This is a genomic window from Streptomyces sp. NBC_00872 (assembly GCF_045161915.1).
Taxonomy (GTDB): Bacteria; Actinomycetota; Actinomycetes; order Streptomycetales; family Streptomycetaceae; genus Streptomyces.
On record NZ_CP108806.1, the window covers coordinates 7,890,741 to 7,909,102 of the forward strand.

An 18,362-nucleotide genomic window follows, 5' to 3' on the forward strand; every position below is an offset into this window, starting at 1 on the left:
TGCGAGCTTTCGCCGCGCCGGACGCGTTCCGAATCCGTTCCCAATCAGTTCCGAGTCCGTTCCGGATTCGTTCCCGACCCGTTCGGGATCCGTTCCCGGGCCGTTCCGGCCCCGCCCGGTGGTCCGGCCATGGCGGTGCTCACGCTCCCTAGGTGGCCTAAGCGCGGTTTGCCCCCGTTGTCAACGGAGCGTCCCCAGCGGGATTACCGGGCAGTGGGTCATCGATTACCGGGCGGAGTTAGCGTCCCTGAGTCCTGAGGGACACAAGCGTCCACCAGTGGCGGACGGCAGGGGTGGCAGACACGAGCGGTGACGGACACATGAGGAGGCACCCCGCCATGACGGGTGAGAAGTTGCGACGGGCCGTGGTGTTGGGCGGGAGCATCGCGGGTCTGCTCGCGGCGCGGGCACTGTCGGAGGCCTACGACGAGGTCGTCGTGGTCGACCGGGACGCGCTGAGCGATCTCCCGGGGAACCGGCGCGGAGTGCCGCAGGGACGCCATGTCCACGGGATACTGGCCCGGGGCCAGCAGATCATCGAAGAGTATTTCCCGGGTATCACCGAGGAGTTGGAGACGGCCGGCGCCGTCACGGGTGATGTGGCGGGGAACGTCCGCTGGATCATGGACGGCATCCCGATGAGCAAGGGTGACTCCGGACTCCTCGCGGTGTCCGTCGCCCGGCCCACGCTGGAGGCGCACATCCGGCACCGGGTACGCGCCCTGGCGAACGTCGAGATCCTGGACCGCAGAGAGGTCGTCGGACTGCGGTTCGCCCCTGTCACGCGCCATGTGACGGGCGTACGGATCGTGGACCGCCAGGACCCGGGCGGCACATCCGTCGTCCACGCCGATCTCGTGGTCGACACCATGGGACGCGGCTCGCAGATACCGAGATGGCTGAAGGACCACGGGTGGCCCGGTGTCCCGGAGGACCGGACCCAGGTCGGTCTCACCTACACCACGCGTCACTACCGGGCGGGGCCCGAGCCGTCGCCCGGCGACATCTCCGTCGACATCGTCGCCACACCGGACAACCCTCGCGGTGCGATATGCGCGCGCATCGACGGTGGGCGTCAGATCGTGACCGCGTACGGAATCCTCGGCGACGTACCGCCCACCGACCCGGAGGGCTTTCTCGACTTCCTCAAGTCGCTCTCCTCACCGGAGATCTACGAGGCGCTGGTGGTCGACAGGGAGCCGCTCGACGAACCGGTGTCCTACCGGTTCCCGGCCAGTCTGCGCCGCCGCTACGAGCGGATGGACCGGTTCCCGGCCGGGCTGCTCGCCATGGGGGACGCGGTGTGCAGCTTCAACCCGACGTACGGACAGGGGATGACGGTCGCGGCCCTCGGCTCCGTCGTACTGCGCGCGCACGCGGCGGCCGGCGGACCGCCCGATCCGGTGGCCTACTTCCGCGATCTCGCCCGCGACGCGGTGGACGAGGCATGGCGCCAGGCACTCGGCAACGATCTGGGCTTTCCCGGGGTCGAGGGGGTCAGGACACCGGAGATCCTCGCCGACCAGGAGTACATCGGCCGGGTCCTGGAGGCGGCGCAGCGGGACGGTGACGTCGCGGCGGCCTACGCGCGTGTCATCGGTCTCGTCGACCCGCCGGAGGCGTTGCGCTCCGCGAGAGTGCGGGAGGCGCTGAAGGCGGACTGACGCGTCGCCCCGGACCGGCACATCGGGGTGCCGCCCGCCGCGTCGGCGGAGGACCGGCCGCGTATGTGCGGAACGAGGCCGGCCCTCCGCCCCGCGATCGCACCCGGACCCGCACCGGAGTGACACCGGCCGGTCCGAGGGCCGTTCGTCCATCCGTCCACCCGTCACCCGCCCACCATCCACGGACAGGCAGCCCTGATGCAGATCTCCTTGAACGAGCTGGTCTTCGACGTCGACGTGGCGGGACCCGAGGACGGCGACCCGGTACTCCTGCTCCACGGCTTTCCGCACAACCGGCAGTCCTGGAGCGACATCGTGCCGGTCCTGCACCGGGCCGGGCTGCGCACCGTCGCCCCCGACCAGCGCGGCTACTCACCCGGTGCCCGTCCGGAACCGGCGGAGGCGTACGCGCTCCAGGAGGTGGCGGGCGACGCCCTGGGCATCCTGGACGCCCTCGGTATCGCCTCGGCGCATGTCGCCGGGCACGACTGGGGCGCGGTGGTCGGCTGGTATCTGGCGGCGCGGGTCCCGGAGCGGGTACGGAGCCTGACGGCGGCGGCGTTCCCGCATCTGGACGCCTATCAGCACGCGCTGCGGGTGGATCCCGAGCAGCGGGACCACTCGGGGTACATCGAGACCCTCAGCGCCGAGGACGCGGCCGACGCCTTCCTCGCCGACGGCGCGGCCGGGCTCGACGGATGGTTCCGGCAGGCGGGCGAGGGCGTGCTGAGCGAGGAGCAGATCCAGCGGTACGTCCGTACCCACACCAGCCCCGGCACACTGCGGGCCGCGCTCAAGTGGTACCGGGCGGGGACCCTGCGCGACGACACGGACCAGCTCGGGCCCGTCGCCGTGCCGACCACGCACATCTGGAGCGAACACGACCCGTCGGTCGGTGTCTTCGCCGCGGAGCACACCGCGGACCATGTGACGGGGGAGTACCGCTTCGTCCGTCTCCAGGGGGTCTCGCACTGGCAGCCCCAGCAGGTCCCGGAGACGATCGCCGCGGAGATCCTCCACCGGACGGGCCGCGTCTGACCGTCCGTACGCGGGCCGTCCGGCCGGTCAGTCGTCCCAGGCTCCGGCCGCGGCGGCCGCGGCGACGAAATCGGTGAAGTCCCGGGGGGTCCGGCCCAGCACCCGCTGGACGCCGTCCGAGAGATAGGCGTCCTCGCCGTCCCGTATCCAGCCGAACAGCTTCGCCACGAAACGGGCCTGACCGGGCGGAACACCCCGCGTGGTGAGGCCGTCCACGTACTCGTCCTCGGAGACCGGCACGTAACGGATGGCGCGGCCGGTCGCCTTGGCGATCGTGTCCACGGCCTCCCCCATGCTCAGGGCGCGCGGCCCGGAGAGAGCGTAGACACCGCCCTCGTGTCCGTCCCGGGTGAGGACCGCCGCCGCGACCTCGGCGATGTCCTCGGCGTCGATGAACGGCTCCATGCCGTCGCCGCTCGGCAGCCGCAGTTCCCCGGTCCGTACCGGCGCGCGCAGGATCTCGTCCTCGGTGAAGCCCTGCATGAACCAGGTCGGCCGCAGAATCGTCCAGGCGCCGCCGGACTCCGTCAGCGCGTTCTCCGTCGCGAGCAGTTCCGGTTCACCGGAGTCGGCCCAGCCGCGCGCGGAGAGCAGGACCAGCCGCTCGACGCCCCGCTCGACGGCGAACGGGGCGAAGGCCCGCATCCGTTCCGCGGCGTGCTCGTCCTGCGCGTCCACCAGATACGCGGCGCGCGCACCGGTCACCGCGGGCTCCCAGGTGGACTCGTCGAACCAGTCGAACCGGACCGGTGTGGAGCGGGCCGCGGCCCGGACGTCCTCACCGAGCCGCCGTAGCCGGGCCACCAGATGCCGGCCGGTCTTGCCGGTGGCGCCGATGACCAGGATGGGACCGTGTCCGTTGCCGCGTTCCATGCCGTCGAGTAGACCATGAACGACCCAGTGGCCAGGGGTGGTTGACCGAAGCGGCGAGTCGGACGGCTGTACGGTCCGTATACGGGACCGGCCTCCCGTCGTCAGGTCGTGCGCCGGGAATCCGCCATGAACTTCTCCTCCTCGTCCGCCGCGGTCTCGTGGTCCCTCGCGGCCCCGGCCTCCAGCCCGGCCCGGAACGCGTCCTCGCCGAGGCTCGCGCGGATCCGCGCGGAGATCCGCTCCACATCCCCGCGCTCGGCCGGTGGCAGCGGCGCCCCCGACAGCGTCCTGGTCTGTGCGGCGGTCCCCAGCAGCCGCGCCGCCCGGGTGGGCCGGCCCGCGAGCGAGTGCGCCCCGGCCAGCCCCTCCAACGCCAGCGCCACGGCCCGTGAATCACCGGTCACCCGGGCGGTGGCCAGACAGTCCTGGTGCAGGGCGAGCGCTGCGTCGGCGTCGCCCCGCTGCTCCGCGACGAATCCCAGCTCGGCCAGGACCAGGGCGAGTCCGGTGAAGGCCCCCCGGCTGCGGTTCCACTCGCGCCACGGCCGCAGATGCTCCTCCGCGGTGTCCAGCCGGCCCTGACGCCGGGCGGCCAGCGCGAGCCCCAGCTCGGCGAACTGCTCCACCGGCCGGTTCCCCTGGTCGACCGCCAGCCGCAGGGCCCGCTCATGGAGTTCGTCCGCCTCCGTCAGCCGTTCCGCCAGCAGGGCGATCCGGCCCAGCCCCGAGAGCTTGCGCGACACCTCCGACCACAGCTCCAGGGATTCGGCGATACGCAGTCCCTCCCGGTGCAGCCCGGCCGCCAGTTCGTAGTCGGCGTTGATCTCCGCGAGGACGCTCAGCACCTCCGTCGCCTTGAGCTGCCCCCACGCGTCTCCCAGGCTGATGAAGTGGCCGCGGGCCTCCAGGGCGTTGCCGCGCATCGCCTCCAGATTGCCTCTGGCCATCGCGAGGGCGGCCCGGGTGCTCAGCGCCGCCGCCACACCCCAGGCGTCGCGCAGGGCCCGGAAGTCGGTCAGCGCCCCGTTCATCCGCTGCTCGCCGGCCGTCAGCGCGCCCAGGCTCCACTCGGCGAACCCGAGGAACCACTCCGCCCTGGCCCGGCCCACCGTCCGCTCGGGCCGGTCCTCGTCCGGCCGGGCTCCGGCGTCCGTCCCGCTCTCGCCCAGCAGCATGCCGAGCCCGGTGTGCCAGGTCCTCGCCTCGGCCCGCTCGGCCGCCGGCGCCTGCCCCTCCGTGGCGAGGGCGGTCGCCAGCGCCCGGCATCCCTCACCGAGCCTGCCGCGCAGAAACCAGTACCAGGTCAGGGCATTGGCCAGCCGCAGCGCCCATTGCGCCGAGCCGGTACGCCGTGCCTCGTCCAGGGCCCGCTGGAAGTTGGCGGATTCCGCGTCCAGGAGCTGGAGCCAGTGGCGCTGGTCGCGGCCGTGCAGATGCGGCCGGGCCCGTTCGGCCAGCTCCGCGTAGTACCGCAGATGGCGACGGGCCAGCTCCGCGGTCTCGCCCAACTCATGGGTCTTCCGCTGGGCGTAGGCGGCGACGGATTCCAGCAGCCGGTAGCGGGGCAGGGAGGGGCACTCCACCCTGATCACCAGGGAGCGGTCCACCAGCCGGGCCAGGATGTCCAGCACCTCGTCGGCGCAGACTCCGGTGCCCTCGCACAGTTCCTCGACGGCCTCCAGCGTGCAGCCCTCGGCGTGCACGGCGAGTCCGCGCAGAAGCGTCTGCTCCTGCGGGCTGAGCAGGCTCCAGCTCCAGTCGATGGTCGCCTGGAGCGTCTGCTGACGCTGCGGTGCGCCGCGGTAGCCGCTGTTCAGTATGCGGAAGCGGTCGTCGAGCCGGTCCAGCAACTCCTGGGCGCCGAGGGTCCGTACCCGGGTGGCCGCCAGCTCCAGGGCCAGCGGCAGTCCGTCCAGCCGCCGGCAGATGTCCGTCACCTTGCGGATGGTGACGGCGTCGAGGACGAAACCCGGGTCCACGGACCGGGCCCGCGCCGCGAACAGCTGGACCGCGCTGGAGCGTCGCAGCGCGGCCGTGTCGCTGTCCGGCGGCGGCAGACCGAGCGGCGGCACCGGCCAGATGGTCTCGCCCGGTATCCGGAGCCTTTCCTGACTGGTCGTCATCAGCTTGACGTACGGGGCGGCTTCGAGCAGCGAGATGACCAGTTCGGCCACCGCGTCGACCACATGCTCACAGTTGTCCAGGACCAGCAGGAGCCGGCGGGAGGCCAGCGTCCGGGCCAGCCGCTGCACGGAGCCGCCCGCGGACTCGGCCCCGAAGGCCGCGGCGCCGGAGTCCTCCCGGATGCCCATCACCGCCATCACATGCTCGGCGACCACCCCCGGACCGGCGGGCCGCTCGGCGCCACCGAGTCCCGCGAGTTCCACGAGCCAGACACCGTCGGGGAATTCACCGTCCAGCTCGCGGGCGGTGGCTGTGGCGAGCCGGGTCTTGCCCACCCCGCCAGGACCGGTGAGGGTCACCAGCCGGCGGTCCCGTACCAACTGCTGCACCTCGGCGAGCGCCTTGTCCCGTCCCACCAGGGAGTTGACCCCGGCGGGCAGATTGGTGCGGGACCGGGTGCCGGGGATGGCGTTCGACGCGCCCGTGGTGTCCTGGAGTCCGGGATCCTGGCGGAGTATCGCCTGCCGGAGCGTTTCGATGGCGGGGCCGGGGGACAGCCCCAGCTCCTGGTCGAGCCGCCGCCGCAGTTCCGCGTAGCTGTCGAGGGCTTCCGAGGAACGGCCGACCCGGTAGAGGGACCGCATCTGCACCGCCCGGAGCCGCTCCCGCAGCGGATGGGCGGCCACGAGGGTGGTGAGTTCACCGATCAGCGTGCTGTGCTCACCGAGTTCGAGACGGGCCTCCGCGTGCTCCTCGACGGCGGTGAGGCGCTCCTCCTCAAGACTGGCGACCGCGACCCGTACGAAGGGCTCGTCCGCGAAGTCGGCGAACGCCGGTCCCCGCCAGAGCGCCAGAGCGTCCGTCAGTACGGCGGCCTTCGCCCGCGGGTCCTCGATCGTACGGGCGCGCACCACCAGGGTCCGGAAACGGTCGGCGTCCACCGACTTGTCCGGTGCCTTGAGCGCGTACCCGGGAGCCCTGTGCACGATCAGCTCCCGGCTGCCGGGCTCGGCCTCCTCCAGCGCTCGCCGTAACTGGGAGACCTTCGCCTGGAGGGCTCCGAGGGGGTTGGCGGGAAGTGTCGAACCGCCCCACAGGTCCTCGACGAGCCTGTCGGCGGGCACCACACGCCCGTTGTGGGCGAGCAGATCGGCGAGCAGGGCTCGGACCTTCACCTCGGGTACACGTACCAACCTCTCCTTGGTCGCCCACACCTCCAGCGGTCCCAGCACCCCGAATTGCATGCGTCCCAGCCTAACTCAGCCAATCCACAGGGATAGGGGTTTTCGCAGGTCACGCCAGTACCAAGGGCCTGCACGAGATGGCCCGAAGCGGACCCGAAGGAAATCCGAAGGCATATGCCGCAGAGTGATTTCCGGCAGTGACGCGAGCACGGCGAAGGGAATGGGACTCTGATGGGGGACACGGACCGACTGCGCCTGGTGATCATCATCGGCAGCGTCAGGAAGGGCCGGTTCGGGCCCGTCGCCGCGGAGTGGCTCGCATCGAGGGCGCGGCTGCGCGACGATTTCGACATCGATGTCATCGATCTCGCCACCGCCTGGCTGCCGGATGTGATGTCCACCGAACTCTCGGCCCGCAAACCGCAGGCGGTACAGGACCTGGCGCCGTGGCTGGCCGCGGCCGACGCGTTCGTGGTGGTGACCCCCGAGTACAAGCAGAGCTTTCCCGCGTCCCTGAAGAGCGCCATCGACTGGTACGACGAGGAGTGGCACGCCAAGCCGGTCGGCTTCCTCTCCTACGGCGGGGCGTCGAGCGGTCTGTGTGCCGTCGCCCAGTTACGGCAGGTCTTCGCCGAGGCCCATGCCGTGACGGTCCGGGAGACCGTCAGCTTCCACGATTACCAGGAGCGCTTCGACGCGCACGGCCGGCCCTTGGACATCGAGGCCGGTCACGAGGCCGCCCGCGCCATGCTCGACCGGCTCGGCTGGTGGGCCCGCGCACTGCGCCAGGCGCGCGCGGTCGAACCGTACGAACGTGCCGCCGACCTTTGCCCAGGAGAGTGACCCGTGCAGAGCGGAGGGAGAAGCGTCATGGACAGCAAGTGGTTCAGGCGGTACGACCGGACTGGCTCCGGTGACGCGCGGGCGGGCTCCGGTGACGCGGACCGTCCCCGGCTGATCTGTTTCCCGCACGCGGGCGGCGCGGCCAGTGCCTACGCCGGTCTGTCGCGTCTGCTGGCGCCGCACCTCGATGTGTTCGCCGTGCAGTACCCCGGCCGGCAGGACCGCAGACACGAGACCCCGGAGCGCGGGATCACCCCACTGGCCGGGCGTATCGCCCAGCGGCTGATCGAAGGGACCGCCGGGCCGTATGCCCTCTTCGGGCACAGTATGGGCGCGCTCGTCGCCTATGAGACCGCCCGCGCGCTCCAGCGGTGCGGCGCGCCCGGACCGCTGAGGCTCTTCCTCTCGGGCCGCGGTGTCCCGGGCACGGCGCCCGGCCCGCACGACCTGCTCGACAGCGACGGGGCGATCCTGGCCGCCGTCCGGCGCCTGGGCGGCACCGACGCCACCGTGCTGGACGATCCTGAGCTGGTCGCCATGGCGCTTCCCCCGCTGCGGGCGGACTACGGCGCGCTGGCGTCCTACCGCTGGACTCCGGATCCCGTGCTGAACACCCCGGTCAGCGTCTTCGTCGGGGCCGACGATCCGGTGGTCCCGGTCTCGTCGGCGCGGGCGTGGAGCGAACGCACCGCGCTGGAGAGCGAGACACTCGTCTTCCCCGGCGGTCACTTCTATCTGGGCGGCGGGCTCGACAAGGTGGCCGAGGCGATCGTGGACCGGGTGGCGGTCCGGCCGGCGGGCCAGGACGCGTTGCGAACGTAGCGCCGTCCTGCGCGGAGGGGCGGGGCACCTGCCGTCCTGTGCGTATGACGGCCGGGCGGCATGACGGGCGTGCGGGCCCGTGCCGCGGGTGGGGCGGAATTCTTCGGAGCGCCCCGGCGCTGGGACGGACGGAATTTACAACGGTGGAATTTACAACGGTGTGAAGACCGCCGGAATCGGGGAGCGTACCGGACCGGCCGCGCGAGCCCGGCGCGGTCCGGCCGGGTCCGACCGGGTCCGGCCGGGTCCGGTCCGGTCAACCAGGATCCGCCGTACCCGGTCCTGTACCTCCGGGAGGACGGGACGGTCATCGGCACCCGGTCCGACCACCGCGGACCGGGTCGTGGCAGTGCGGCCTCCGTACTCGTCGAATCAGCGCACACTTTACCCATGAGGGGACAAGCGTGGAGTTCAGGATTCTGGGTCCGTTAGAGGTGTCGTTCCGAAACGAGGCGGTACCGCTGGGGGGCTTCAAACAGCGTGCGGCGCTGGGGCTGTTGCTGCTGCGGGCGAACCGCGTGGTGGCCACCAGCGAGATGCTGGCCGCCCTGTGGCCGGAGGAGGAACTGCCGGCGACCGCCCGGAAGATCGTGCAGAACGCCGTATGGGGCCTGCGGGCCGTACTGTCCGAACCACCCGGCCACCGCGGTCCCCTGGAGGGCGAACGTCCCGAACTGCTGACCCAGGCGCCCGGATACATCCTGCGCGTCGATCCCGAGCGGCTCGATGTGAACCGTTTCGACCGGCAGGTCGCCGAAGGCCGGGCCCAGCTGTTCGCGGGGGACGTCGAGCGTGCGGCGCGTCTGCTGCGCGAGGCCCTCGGTGAGTGGCGCGGACCCGCCCTGGCCGACCTCGCCGAACACGGCGTCGCCTGGCCGGAGCTGACCGCGCTGGGTCAGCTTCGGCTGGATGTCATGGAGGACCGCTTCGAAGCGGAACTGCTGTGCGGTCGCCATCAGGCCGTCCTGGGTGAACTCGTCTCACTGGTCGCCGCGGAGCCACTGCGGGAGCGTCTGTGCAGACAGCTCATGCTCGCCCTGTACCGCTGCGGCCGGCAGGCCGAGGCTCTCAGCGTGTTCACCCGTGTGCGGCGCGCGCTGGTCGAGGAGTACGGTCTGGAGCCCTCGCGTGATCTCCAGCTCCTCCAGAAGAGCATCCTCACCCATGATCCGACCCTGGTGGCGCCCGTGGACGCGGGGGCCGAGCGGATCGTCCTCGCGAACGTACGCCCGCTGCACGGCGGTCCGCCGCCGGGACCCGGCGAGGCGGTACGGCAGGAGCCCCGGGCGGGTGAGGAGCGCCGGCCGGAGGACGAACGCCTTCAGGCCGCGCCGGAACAGCGGCGGGAGGGCCGGCGCCATCCGACGGCACAGGAACAGCGGCTGAGGCAGGAGCAGCGGCCGGGACAGGAGCTTCGGCCGGGACAGGAACACAGGCCGGTCACGCCGCCGGCCGGCCCCGGCAGATCCGACGGGAGCAGACCCGGGACGGGCAGACGCGAGACGGACCGGTCCGAGCTGGGCAGAACCCCGGGCAGAACCCCGGGAGGACCGGTGGCCGAACGGCGGCAGGTCAGCGTGGTGCTGGTGCGCACCGGATTCACCGGTGAGGCCGCCGCGCTCGGGAGCGACCGGATCGCCCTGTCGCTCCATGACGCGGTGAGCGCGTTCTCGGAGGGTGTCGAGGAGTTCGGCGGTACGGTCGTCGGCTCGCTCGGCTATGTGTCCGTCGCCCTGTTCGGTCTGCGGGAGGACCGGCCGACGGCGTCGCTGGACGCGGTGGCGGCGGCGCTCGCCGTACGTGACCGGCTCAACCGGATGTCCGGACCCACGTTCCACGCGGTCGTGATCGCGGGCTCGGCGCTGGTCCGCCACGACCCCCACGACCCGGCCGCGCCCGTCACGGTGGTCGGCCGGCTGCTCGACGACGCCCAGACCCTGCTGACCGCCGTACCGCCCGGCGAGGTCTATGTCAGCGGCGACGCGGCACGTGTCACCGAGGTACGGATGCGGCACCGCCCGGTGGTGAGTCTGGAGGCGGACCCCCAGGTGCCGCGACAGCGCACGCGCGGCGAGATCCACGACATGCCGCTCGGCACGCGGGAGGAGCCGGCCGGCCGCGAACACGAACTCGCCGTCGTCTCCAACCTGCTGGACCGCTCCCGCAGCCATGAGGCACCGCACCTGGTGACGATCCTCGGCGAACAGGGCGTCGGCAAGACATGGTTCCTGGAGGAGTTCGAACGCCGGGTGTCCCTGCGGTCCGCGCAGGTGCGCGTGGTCAGGGTGAGCGCGGAGGAGAGCGCCGACAACGGGCCCCGGCTGGCCCGTGACATCCTGGCCGCCTGCTGCGGGCTGCCGGCCGGGGCGGGCGTGGACAGCCGCTTCGCCGAGGCGGTGCGCAGGCTGGCCGGGCACGGTCCGACCGCCGAACGCCTGCTGCACAGCCTGCATCCGCTGATGGGCCCGGCCGCGAAGAACGCCAGCCACGACGAGGTCCACGAGAGCTGGATCGAGCTGGTGACGTTCTCGGCGCGCGAGCGGCCCCTGGTCCTCTGCTTCGACGACATCCACCGGTCCGAGGACTCGGTGCTGGACTGCATCGAGAGACTGGTCGCCACGGCCCGGCCCGCGCCGTTGTTCGTGGTCGCCTCCGCCCGGCCCGAGCTGCTGGAACGCCGGCCCTTCTGGGGCAGCGGGCAGCGTCACACCGGGACCCTGACACTCGACCGGCTGCCGGAACGGCGGGGGGACCTGCTCGCGCGCTTCGTCGGCAGGCAGGCGGCCGAGGGCACGGTGTACGCGGCGGGTCCCGTACGCCAGGGGGTGCGCCGGGGCCGGGCACTCACCGGTCATGAACCGTTCGCGGCCAGGCACGCGGAGCGATGACCGCAGAATGGAGCGTCTGAGCACGGGACTTGCTTCCCTGAAAGCATGGATGACAACAGCCTCCCACCGTCCCCCGCCCACCGGCCCGCGAAGAGCGCCGATCTGGCCCTGGCCGCGCTCGTGGGAAGGGAGTTCGTCGAAGCGCTCGACGCGGGACTGCGCCGGGCTCGGGCCACCGACCGGCGCCGAGCGCGACCCGTGCTCCCGTCCCCGTCCCCGTCCCCGGCCGTGTCCGAGGCCGCCGCCCCGCACCGGCGGCCGGATCCCGTACCCGGGGCGGAGCCCGCGCCTCGGGCGGACCCGGCCGTCGTGCTGCTCAGACGGCACGCTCCCGCGATCCTCCGGCGCTTCGAGACCGCGCTGCCGGTGGTCGGCATCCCGGGGGGTGTGCCGCGTCGCGTGTCGCGGCTCTCGCTCACCGTCTGGGCCCGGGGGGTTCTGCGTACCGCCATGAGCCTCGACGAGCGGGTCGCCGGCCGAACACCGCCGCCCGCCGCGGATCAGCAGGTGATCGCGGCGGCGCTGCTGCTGGAGTGCGCGGCCACGACGCTGCCGGCCGGACACCCGGCGTGCACGGAGGCGATCGGTGCGCTGGCCCGGACGATCCGTATCCTGCGAACCGATCCGGCGACGGCCCCGGCGACGGCCCGTTCCGCCCCGGCGCCGGTCTCCGCCCGGCGGTCGTGACCGTCGACGAGGCCGGACATCCGCACGCGGGCGGTCCACCGTCCGCGCGGCGGGACCGGCGCGCACCGGCCTCCGCCGCACCGAGGAACGGCGCCGAGGAACGGCACCGTACTGACGACGGCACCGAACCGAGGAGCGGCACCGAACCGAGGAGCGGCACCGTAGCGACGAACGGCCCCGCTTCGACGGCACGCTCTAGGCGACGTCCGCGCTGCCGTCCGGGACGAGCAGCGACTTCAGCAGCCGGTCCAGCGCGTCACCGTCGACGGGGGCGAGGCTGATGGTCATGGTGTGCTGACGGCCGCCCGCCCAGTCGGGGCGGCGTTCGAGCAGGGGGGCGCGGGCGCCGACGACGTTCAGCAGGGGGACGTCGGCGCAACTGTCGGTGAGATGCTCGACCGTCTCCAGAAGGATGTCGTCGGCATGGTGCAGGTCGTCCCAGATGAGCACCAGCAGCTCCTCGCGCGCCGCCCTCGTGAGGAAGTCCCGCCAGGCCGCTAGCACTTCGTCGGTGAAGGGCGCGCGGTGCGAGTGGGGGACCGCGGCGATCAGGGGGTGCAGCAGGGACAGCATCGTCCGCGCGCCGTCCGCCCGGCCGCCGGCGAGCGGCAGCAGCGCGGTCTCGGCCTTGTGGAGCGCCGTGTCCTCCGAGTCCTGGTCGGTTATCCCGCAGTACGTGGCGAACATTTCCGAGGGCACGGCCAGCGGGCTGCCGGTGCCCGGACGCGGAACCGTGCCCGTCAGCACCCGTACGGCGTCGGGTTCGGCCGCGACCCGGCGCTGGAACTCCATCAGCAGCCGTGTCTTGCCGAATCCGGACTCGCCCAGCACCGTGATCAGATGCGGTATCGAACGCTGCCGGGTACGCCGCAACAGGCCGCGCATCAGGTCCAGTTCGCATTCGCGCTCGCCGCCGTACGACACACAGCGGTCCTCGGCGCCGCCGACCGACCGTACCTGCCAGACCGAGGGGGACGTCCGTACATGGCGGTAGGTGATGTGCGATTCGGTCAGCCGGCGGGTCTCGTCGCACACCTGGACCTCACCGCCCGGTGTCCGGTCCAGCATGTCCTGGCAGACGTCGACCGGATCGCCGCCGATCAACGGCCGGACGGCGCCCGCCACGGTCCAGTTGGTCACCACGGCCTCGCCGGTGGTGACCGCCGCGTGCACATCGAGGCCGCGCACCATGGGAGCGGCCAGGGCGAGCGGGCCCGCAGGAACACTGAGACAGTCCCTGACCGCGATGCCGGCGCGCACCGCGCGGCTCGCGCCGCCCGCTCCCTCCGGGGAGTGCGCGAAGTAGCCGAGCTGGACGGAGCCGATCGACGCCGCCGCCAGCCCGCCGAACTCCTCGATCTTCTCGCGGGCGAGCTGGGAGACCGCGTCGAGCACCCGGTCGATGTCCTTCGGCGACAGATGGTCGAACTCCGCGCCGAGCTGGAAGCGGAGCATCAGGATGGTGGCCGGCTCACGGGGGGTCAGCGGTTCATGACGGGGGATCACCGGCGCCTCGGCCTCCCCGGAGGTCTCCGCGGGGGCGAGGCCGGGACCGGTGGTGTCCGCCGTCTCGTGCGCGCCGCCCTCCTCCGGAGCCTGGACGGCCGTGGCGCCCATGCCCCGGTCCGCCGCGGCGGCGGCCGGGACGGGCGCCACGGCCGCGCGGGCGTGTTCACGGCGCGTCGCCATCTCCGCCGGCAGGTCGAGCGACGGGTCCTGGGTGAGAACCGACTGCTGGAGCCGCTGCATCTGACGGCCCGGCTCCAGACCGAGGCCCCCGACGAGAGCCGCGCGCACCCGGTTGTAGACGCCCAGCGCCTCGGCCTGCCTGCCGCATCGGTACAGCGCGATCATGAGCTGCTGCGAGGCCCGCTCCCGCAGCGGCTCGGCCTCCACGAACGCCTCCAGCTCGCGCAGTACGGCATGGTGCCCGCCGCAGGCCAGCTCCGCCTCGAAACGGTCCTCCATGACATCGAGGCGCTTCTCCTGCACAGCGGTGAGCTGGGGCCAGGCCGTGCCGTCCTCCACCAGATCGGCGAGTGCGACGCCCTGCCACAGGGACAGGGCGTCGCGCAGCACCCGGCTGGCGGTGAGCGGATCGTCCGCCGTCAGCGCCGCCCGCCCCTCGGCCACCCGCTGCTGGAAGACGAGCAGATCGACCTGGTCGGGCCTGACCCGGAGCATGTAGCCGGGGGCACGTGTCACCAACTCCGGCGCGCCCAGCTGGCCTGCGGCCTGGGCGAGCGCGCGGCGCAGTCGCCAGACCGCGTTCTGCAGGATCTTCCGCGCGGTCATGGGCGCGCGGTCCGTCGGCCACAGGGCGTCGAGCAGCTGACTGGTGGGCACGACCCGGTTGGCGTGCAGCAACAGGAAGCCGAGTGCCGCCCGCTGCCGGGTCCCACCGAGTTCCACCGGCCCGGCGTCGGTCTGGACTTCCAATGGGCCTAAGAGCCGAAATCGCATGAATCTCCCCGCTTGAAACCCCGCACGCTACAAACCCTTGATCACCTGTGTCAAAGATTGGTCGAATCGGCCATCTCGGACGTTTGGGCGTCGGCGTGCGGGGGCGAGCCACGCGGCGCCCGCTCAGTGGGCGGGGGCGCCCGTGAGACGTTCACCGGCATGGTCCCTCATGATTCCGCAGATGTCCCGGAGCCCGCGCTCCAGTTGGGATATCTGCGTGTCGGAGAGTTGGAGGGACGGTTCGAAACGGAGGGTGTGGAGAGCGCTCGCGGTCGGGAATGTACGGATGTCGTGCCGGTGCAGCAGATGCCCGGCGAGTACATATCCGAAGAGCCCGCCGGCCGCCGCGTCCCGCAGGACCGGAGAGGAGGAGCCCGACTGGTCGTGGAACTCCATACCGAGCATGAGGCCCTTGCCCCGGACGTCCTTGACCACGTCGGGGAAGTCCTCGCGCACCGAGGTCAGCGCGGCACGCAGCGCCTCGCCCCGCTCCACGGCCCGCCGGTAGGCCGAGCCGCCGTCCGCCTCCAGCAGTTCGAGGACCTTGAGCGCGATATGACAGGAGAAGCTGTCCTTGGCGAAGGTCGAACTGTGGACGATCTCGAACTCCTTGCGGTACCGGGCCTGACGCACCAGCATCACCGATGTCTTGGCGATCCCGCCGCCCAGCGTCTTGGCCAGTGTGTAGTAGTCACCGCGCAGGCCGATCTGTGAACTGGCCAGAAGGGTTCCGGTCCGGCCCATACCGCTCTGGATCTCGTCGACGACCACCGGGCAGTCGACAGACTCGCAGAACCGCTGGATCTCCGCGGCGAATTCGGGTGAGAGGACTTGGATTCCGCCCTCGCCCTGGATCGGCTCCACCAGAAAGGCGCAGAATGCCGGGAATTCGCGTTCCGTCACCTCCACGCGGCCGTCGGAGACGGTCATGTCCCAGACCGTACGCCGTTCCTCGGAGTGGATCTCCTTGAGCGCGTCGGGCCGCTCCCGGGGTACGAACCTGGCCTGCGCCGCGAGTGACTTGAAGGGGGTGCGGTATGCCTCGTTGTGTGTCAGTTGCACACTCGCCGCCAGCTTTCCGTGGAAACCGCCCTCCAGGGAGAGGAACAGCGGGGGCCGCGAGAGCTGTTCGGCATTCCGGCGCGTCAGTTCCGCGGCGAGCGTGTCGAAATTCCCGTCGGCCGCGGGACCGGTGATACCGAGGCGGGTGTATGTCCGGTCCGTGACCGTCGCCGTACCGGCCGCCACCGCCTCACGGGCGTTCTCGGTGTGCGCGGCCAGCTCCTCCTGGAGCGCCGCCAGCCGCATGACCCGGTCGAGTTCGGCGTGTTTGACCGCGGCTTCGACGGCTTCCGCCCCGGTGTTGGCGAAGATGGCGAAGTACGGCTCGTCGGTGCCGAGTTCCCGGTGGATGATCCGGTTGAGTCCGGCCGCGAGACGGTTGGCGTAGGGGTGCCGGGAGAACTGCGCGTGTACGGGGGTTCCCGCCGCCAGCAACTCGGTGGCGCGCGCGACGATTTCCGGGTGGTTGTGGCCGAGCAGAACGGACCCGTAACCGCCGGCGAAGTCCACCACCGGTATCTCGGTGCCGTCCTCGCCGAGCCGGAAGAGGGTATTGTCCTCGGCCCGTACATATTCGACGGCGAGTCCCGCGGTGCCCAGCACCTCGCGCAGATACGGCTCGGCGAGTTCAGGCCCGGTGGACTCTGTGTCGGTGGACGCCTGCTCGGGTGATACGGAGTCTGTGTGATCCATGGGCACAGAGTGCGCCCGCGGGGTAAACCGGCAGTCATCGCGGAGTCACCCGGCCGGCGACGGGGCGGGGAGGGACCACGGTTACCCGACGGTGGAGGCCCGTCGATGAGCCGCCGGTACGTTGATGAACCGCCGGCCCGTGTCTCGAATCGTAACGGGCCGAGCGTGCCCCAACGAATTCGGAGAAGGTGGCATGAATTCCGCGTCCGCTGAACTCGACTCCTCAGCTTCCCACTCCGAGCCGCGCTGGGTGGGTCCCGGCCGGCTGAGGGAAGTGATGTCCCGTTTCGCGACCGGCGTCACGGTGATCACCGTGGGCCGGGAGCATCTGCACGCCATGACGGCGAATGCCTTCAGCTCTCTGTCGCTCGAACCGCCCTCGGTGCTGTGCAGTGTGGGGCACGGCGCGGTGATGCATCAGGCGCTGACCTCCGCGGGCCGGTTCGCCGTGAATATCCTCGACGCCGAACAGGAGCCCCTCGCACGGCATTTCGCCGACAAGAACCGGACCCTGGGGGCCGCGCAGTTCGACGGCGTCGAGTGGCGGCCCGGTGAGCACACGGGAGCGCCGCTGCTGGCAGGCTCACTGGCCTGGGTGGAGTGCGAGCTGACCGCGGCGCACTCGTTCGGCGACCACACCATTTTCATCGGGACGGTGCTGGAGGCCGGCCGCGGTGGCGACGGCCCGGGGCTGCTCTTCGTCAATGGCGCCTTCGGCCGCCCGGAGCTGTCGGTCCGCTGAACGGCCGGGCCCCCGGCGACGACGGCGTCCGCCGGGGGCAGGGGACCACCCTCGGCCCCGTACCCCGTACCCCGTACCCCGAAATCCGGGATCTCTCCCGGAATGGATGAGTAATCATCATCAGCGCGGCGGACGGCGGCACGTAACACGGTGGTAAGGAAAGTAACGCGGTGGTAAGGAAAGTAACGCGGCGGTAAGCGGACCGCCCCCCGGCCGCTCTCACCGCGGCAGGAGCCCGCTGACCGGAGAATTACCCGGCCATGAGGAGAACCCCCCGGAGCGAATCCGGGGGGTTCTTCTGCTGTGCGCGCGGTCCGTTACTCGGCCACCAGACCGGTGGCGGCCACCGGACGGTCGATGGCCATCAGCCAGCGGCCGTCGGCCTGGCGCCGCAGGACGTCCGTGCAATTGCCCTCCAGAAGGAGGGGAGCGCCGTCGGGGCCGGTGGCCTCGATGCTGTAGTCGACACCGATCAGCGCCACGTCGCCGGCGACGTACGAGTGGGTCACCTTCGCCTTCAGGCTCGGCTTCGAGACCAGGAACTCCTTGAAGAAGGCCAGGCGCGCGGCGCCGGTGAGGGGCTCACCGGAGAAGTTCGAGATGGAGTCGTCGAGGTACAGACGGTTGAACAGCTCGCCGTCACCGGAGTTGAAGACCTGGATGAAGATCTCGTTCTGGGTGTCGGTGTCGCTGGTGAGGTCAGGGTTCTCGGGGTCGAAATCGATGGTGAAGGCCATGGTGAACCGGCCCGCCTCTCTGTGATGACCGAATGGCTGTGGTGTGCCGTGCCGACTGGTGCTCGTGCTGACCCGGGGCGCCGCCGCGCCTCGGGGCGGAGTGCGTGCCAGGCGTGCCGGTGCCTGGCGGACAGGGGCCGGCGGACAGGGGCCGGCCCCGGTCGTACGGGCCGGATCAGCCCTGGCCGTACGGGTCGTCGACGGCGTAGCGCCAGACGGAGTCGTCGCCCAGGCGCAGCACGTCCACGCCGACGCCCTCCAGCCGCTCGGGCGTGCCCGCCTCGTCGACGGTCTCGATCACCCAGTCGACGATCAGCAGCGCGGTGTCGCCGGTGACGAAGGTCTGCCGCGGAACGGCGGTCATTTTCGGCTTGCGGGTCAGGAACTCGCGCTGGTAGTCCCTGCGGGCCTGGCCCGTCAGCGGCTTGCCCGGCTCCCAGACCGCGACGGCTTCTTCGGTGTAGAAGCTGTCGACGGCGTCGAAGTCCCCGGCGTTGAAGGCATCCACGTAAAGTTCTGTGCGCTTTTCCAAGTTATCGGTG

General features: G+C 71.5%; 13 protein-coding genes. 7 read left to right on the top strand and 6 right to left on the bottom strand.

Annotated features, from left to right (window positions below; genetic code table 11):
- Positions 1–338: 338 nt before the first annotated feature.
- Positions 339–1,664, top strand: a complete 1,326-nt coding sequence (locus tag OG214_RS33810; protein ID WP_363084895.1) for an FAD-binding monooxygenase — start codon at positions 339–341, stop codon at positions 1,662–1,664.
- 198 nt (positions 1,665–1,862) lie between these two features.
- The gene (locus OG214_RS33815; protein ID WP_405986870.1) at positions 1,863–2,702 is read left to right on the top strand and encodes an alpha/beta fold hydrolase; all 840 of its coding nucleotides are present in this window, start codon (positions 1,863–1,865) and stop codon (positions 2,700–2,702) included.
- 27 nt (positions 2,703–2,729) lie between these two features.
- Here OG214_RS33815 and OG214_RS33820 read toward each other — a convergent pair whose 3' ends face one another.
- Together OG214_RS33820 and OG214_RS33825 are read right to left on the bottom strand one after the other, a co-directional pair.
- Positions 2,730–3,575, bottom strand: a complete 846-nt coding sequence (locus tag OG214_RS33820) for an NAD(P)H-binding protein (RefSeq protein WP_405986871.1) — start codon at positions 3,573–3,575, stop codon at positions 2,730–2,732.
- 101 nt (positions 3,576–3,676) lie between these two features.
- Positions 3,677–6,943, bottom strand: coding sequence for a BTAD domain-containing putative transcriptional regulator (locus OG214_RS33825; RefSeq protein WP_405986872.1), 3,267 nt, complete (start codon positions 6,941–6,943; stop codon positions 3,677–3,679).
- 171 nt (positions 6,944–7,114) lie between these two features.
- Here OG214_RS33825 and OG214_RS33830 point away from each other — a divergent pair, with 171 nt between their 5' ends.
- The 4 genes from OG214_RS33830 to OG214_RS33845 all read left to right on the top strand — a co-directional run bounded on the left by OG214_RS33830 (position 7,115) and on the right by OG214_RS33845 (position 12,123).
- Complete coding sequence (locus OG214_RS33830) at positions 7,115–7,726, top strand: NAD(P)H-dependent oxidoreductase (protein WP_363084212.1); 612 nt, start codon at positions 7,115–7,117, stop codon at positions 7,724–7,726.
- A gap of 27 nt (positions 7,727–7,753) precedes the next feature.
- Positions 7,754–8,548: a thioesterase II family protein gene (locus OG214_RS33835; protein WP_405986873.1), complete on the top strand. Its 795-nt coding sequence runs from the start codon at positions 7,754–7,756 to the stop codon at positions 8,546–8,548.
- A 434-nt stretch (positions 8,549–8,982) separates the two neighbouring features.
- Positions 8,983–11,436 carry a BTAD domain-containing putative transcriptional regulator gene (locus tag OG214_RS33840; RefSeq protein WP_405986874.1) on the top strand — a complete coding sequence of 818 codons (2,454 nt, stop codon included), beginning with the start codon at positions 8,983–8,985 and terminating at the stop codon, positions 11,434–11,436.
- Between the two features lie 45 nt (positions 11,437–11,481).
- Positions 11,482–12,123, top strand: coding sequence for a hypothetical protein (locus OG214_RS33845; RefSeq protein WP_405986875.1), 642 nt, complete (start codon positions 11,482–11,484; stop codon positions 12,121–12,123).
- A gap of 195 nt (positions 12,124–12,318) precedes the next feature.
- Here OG214_RS33845 and OG214_RS33850 read toward each other — a convergent pair whose 3' ends face one another.
- Both OG214_RS33850 and OG214_RS33855 read right to left on the bottom strand, forming a co-directional pair.
- Positions 12,319–14,562 (bottom strand): BTAD domain-containing putative transcriptional regulator, encoded by a 2,244-nt coding sequence (locus OG214_RS33850; protein ID WP_405986876.1) that lies wholly within the window; start codon positions 14,560–14,562, stop codon positions 12,319–12,321.
- Positions 14,563–14,709: 147 nt separating this feature from the next.
- A complete protein-coding gene (locus tag OG214_RS33855) occupies positions 14,710–16,341 on the bottom strand; it encodes an aspartate aminotransferase family protein (protein WP_382859660.1) in 1,632 nt (543 codons plus the stop codon).
- Between the two features lie 193 nt (positions 16,342–16,534).
- Between OG214_RS33855 and OG214_RS33860 the strand changes: the two genes are divergently transcribed.
- A complete protein-coding gene (locus OG214_RS33860) occupies positions 16,535–17,083 on the top strand; it encodes a flavin reductase family protein (RefSeq protein WP_363083851.1) in 549 nt (182 codons plus the stop codon).
- 317 nt (positions 17,084–17,400) lie between these two features.
- Here OG214_RS33860 and OG214_RS33865 read toward each other — a convergent pair whose 3' ends face one another.
- Positions 17,401–17,820: a nuclear transport factor 2 family protein gene (locus tag OG214_RS33865; protein WP_363083852.1), complete on the bottom strand. Its 420-nt coding sequence runs from the start codon at positions 17,818–17,820 to the stop codon at positions 17,401–17,403.
- A gap of 175 nt (positions 17,821–17,995) precedes the next feature.
- Positions 17,996–18,328: a YybH family protein gene (locus tag OG214_RS33870; protein ID WP_405986877.1), complete on the bottom strand. Its 333-nt coding sequence runs from the start codon at positions 18,326–18,328 to the stop codon at positions 17,996–17,998.
- Between the last annotated feature and the right edge of the window lie 34 nt (positions 18,329–18,362).

Excerpts from the sequence above, each read along its gene's own strand:
- OG214_RS33810 (WP_363084895.1), top strand. The coding sequence starts at position 339 with ATGACGGGTGAGAAGTTGCGACGGGCCGTGGTGTTGGGCGGGAGCATC.
- OG214_RS33815 (WP_405986870.1), top strand. The coding sequence starts at position 1,863 with ATGCAGATCTCCTTGAACGAGCTGGTCTTCGACGTCGACGTGGCGGGA.
- OG214_RS33820 (WP_405986871.1), bottom strand. The coding sequence starts at position 3,575 with ATGGAACGCGGCAACGGACACGGTCCCATCCTGGTCATCGGCGCCACC.
- OG214_RS33825 (WP_405986872.1), bottom strand. The coding sequence starts at position 6,943 with ATGCAATTCGGGGTGCTGGGACCGCTGGAGGTGTGGGCGACCAAGGAG.
- OG214_RS33830 (WP_363084212.1), top strand. The coding sequence starts at position 7,115 with ATGGGGGACACGGACCGACTGCGCCTGGTGATCATCATCGGCAGCGTC.
- OG214_RS33835 (WP_405986873.1), top strand. The coding sequence starts at position 7,754 with ATGGACAGCAAGTGGTTCAGGCGGTACGACCGGACTGGCTCCGGTGAC.
- OG214_RS33845 (WP_405986875.1), top strand. The coding sequence starts at position 11,482 with ATGGATGACAACAGCCTCCCACCGTCCCCCGCCCACCGGCCCGCGAAG.
- OG214_RS33855 (WP_382859660.1), bottom strand. The coding sequence starts at position 16,341 with ATGGATCACACAGACTCCGTATCACCCGAGCAGGCGTCCACCGACACA.
- OG214_RS33860 (WP_363083851.1), top strand. The coding sequence starts at position 16,535 with ATGAATTCCGCGTCCGCTGAACTCGACTCCTCAGCTTCCCACTCCGAG.
- OG214_RS33865 (WP_363083852.1), bottom strand. The coding sequence starts at position 17,820 with ATGGCCTTCACCATCGATTTCGACCCCGAGAACCCTGACCTCACCAGC.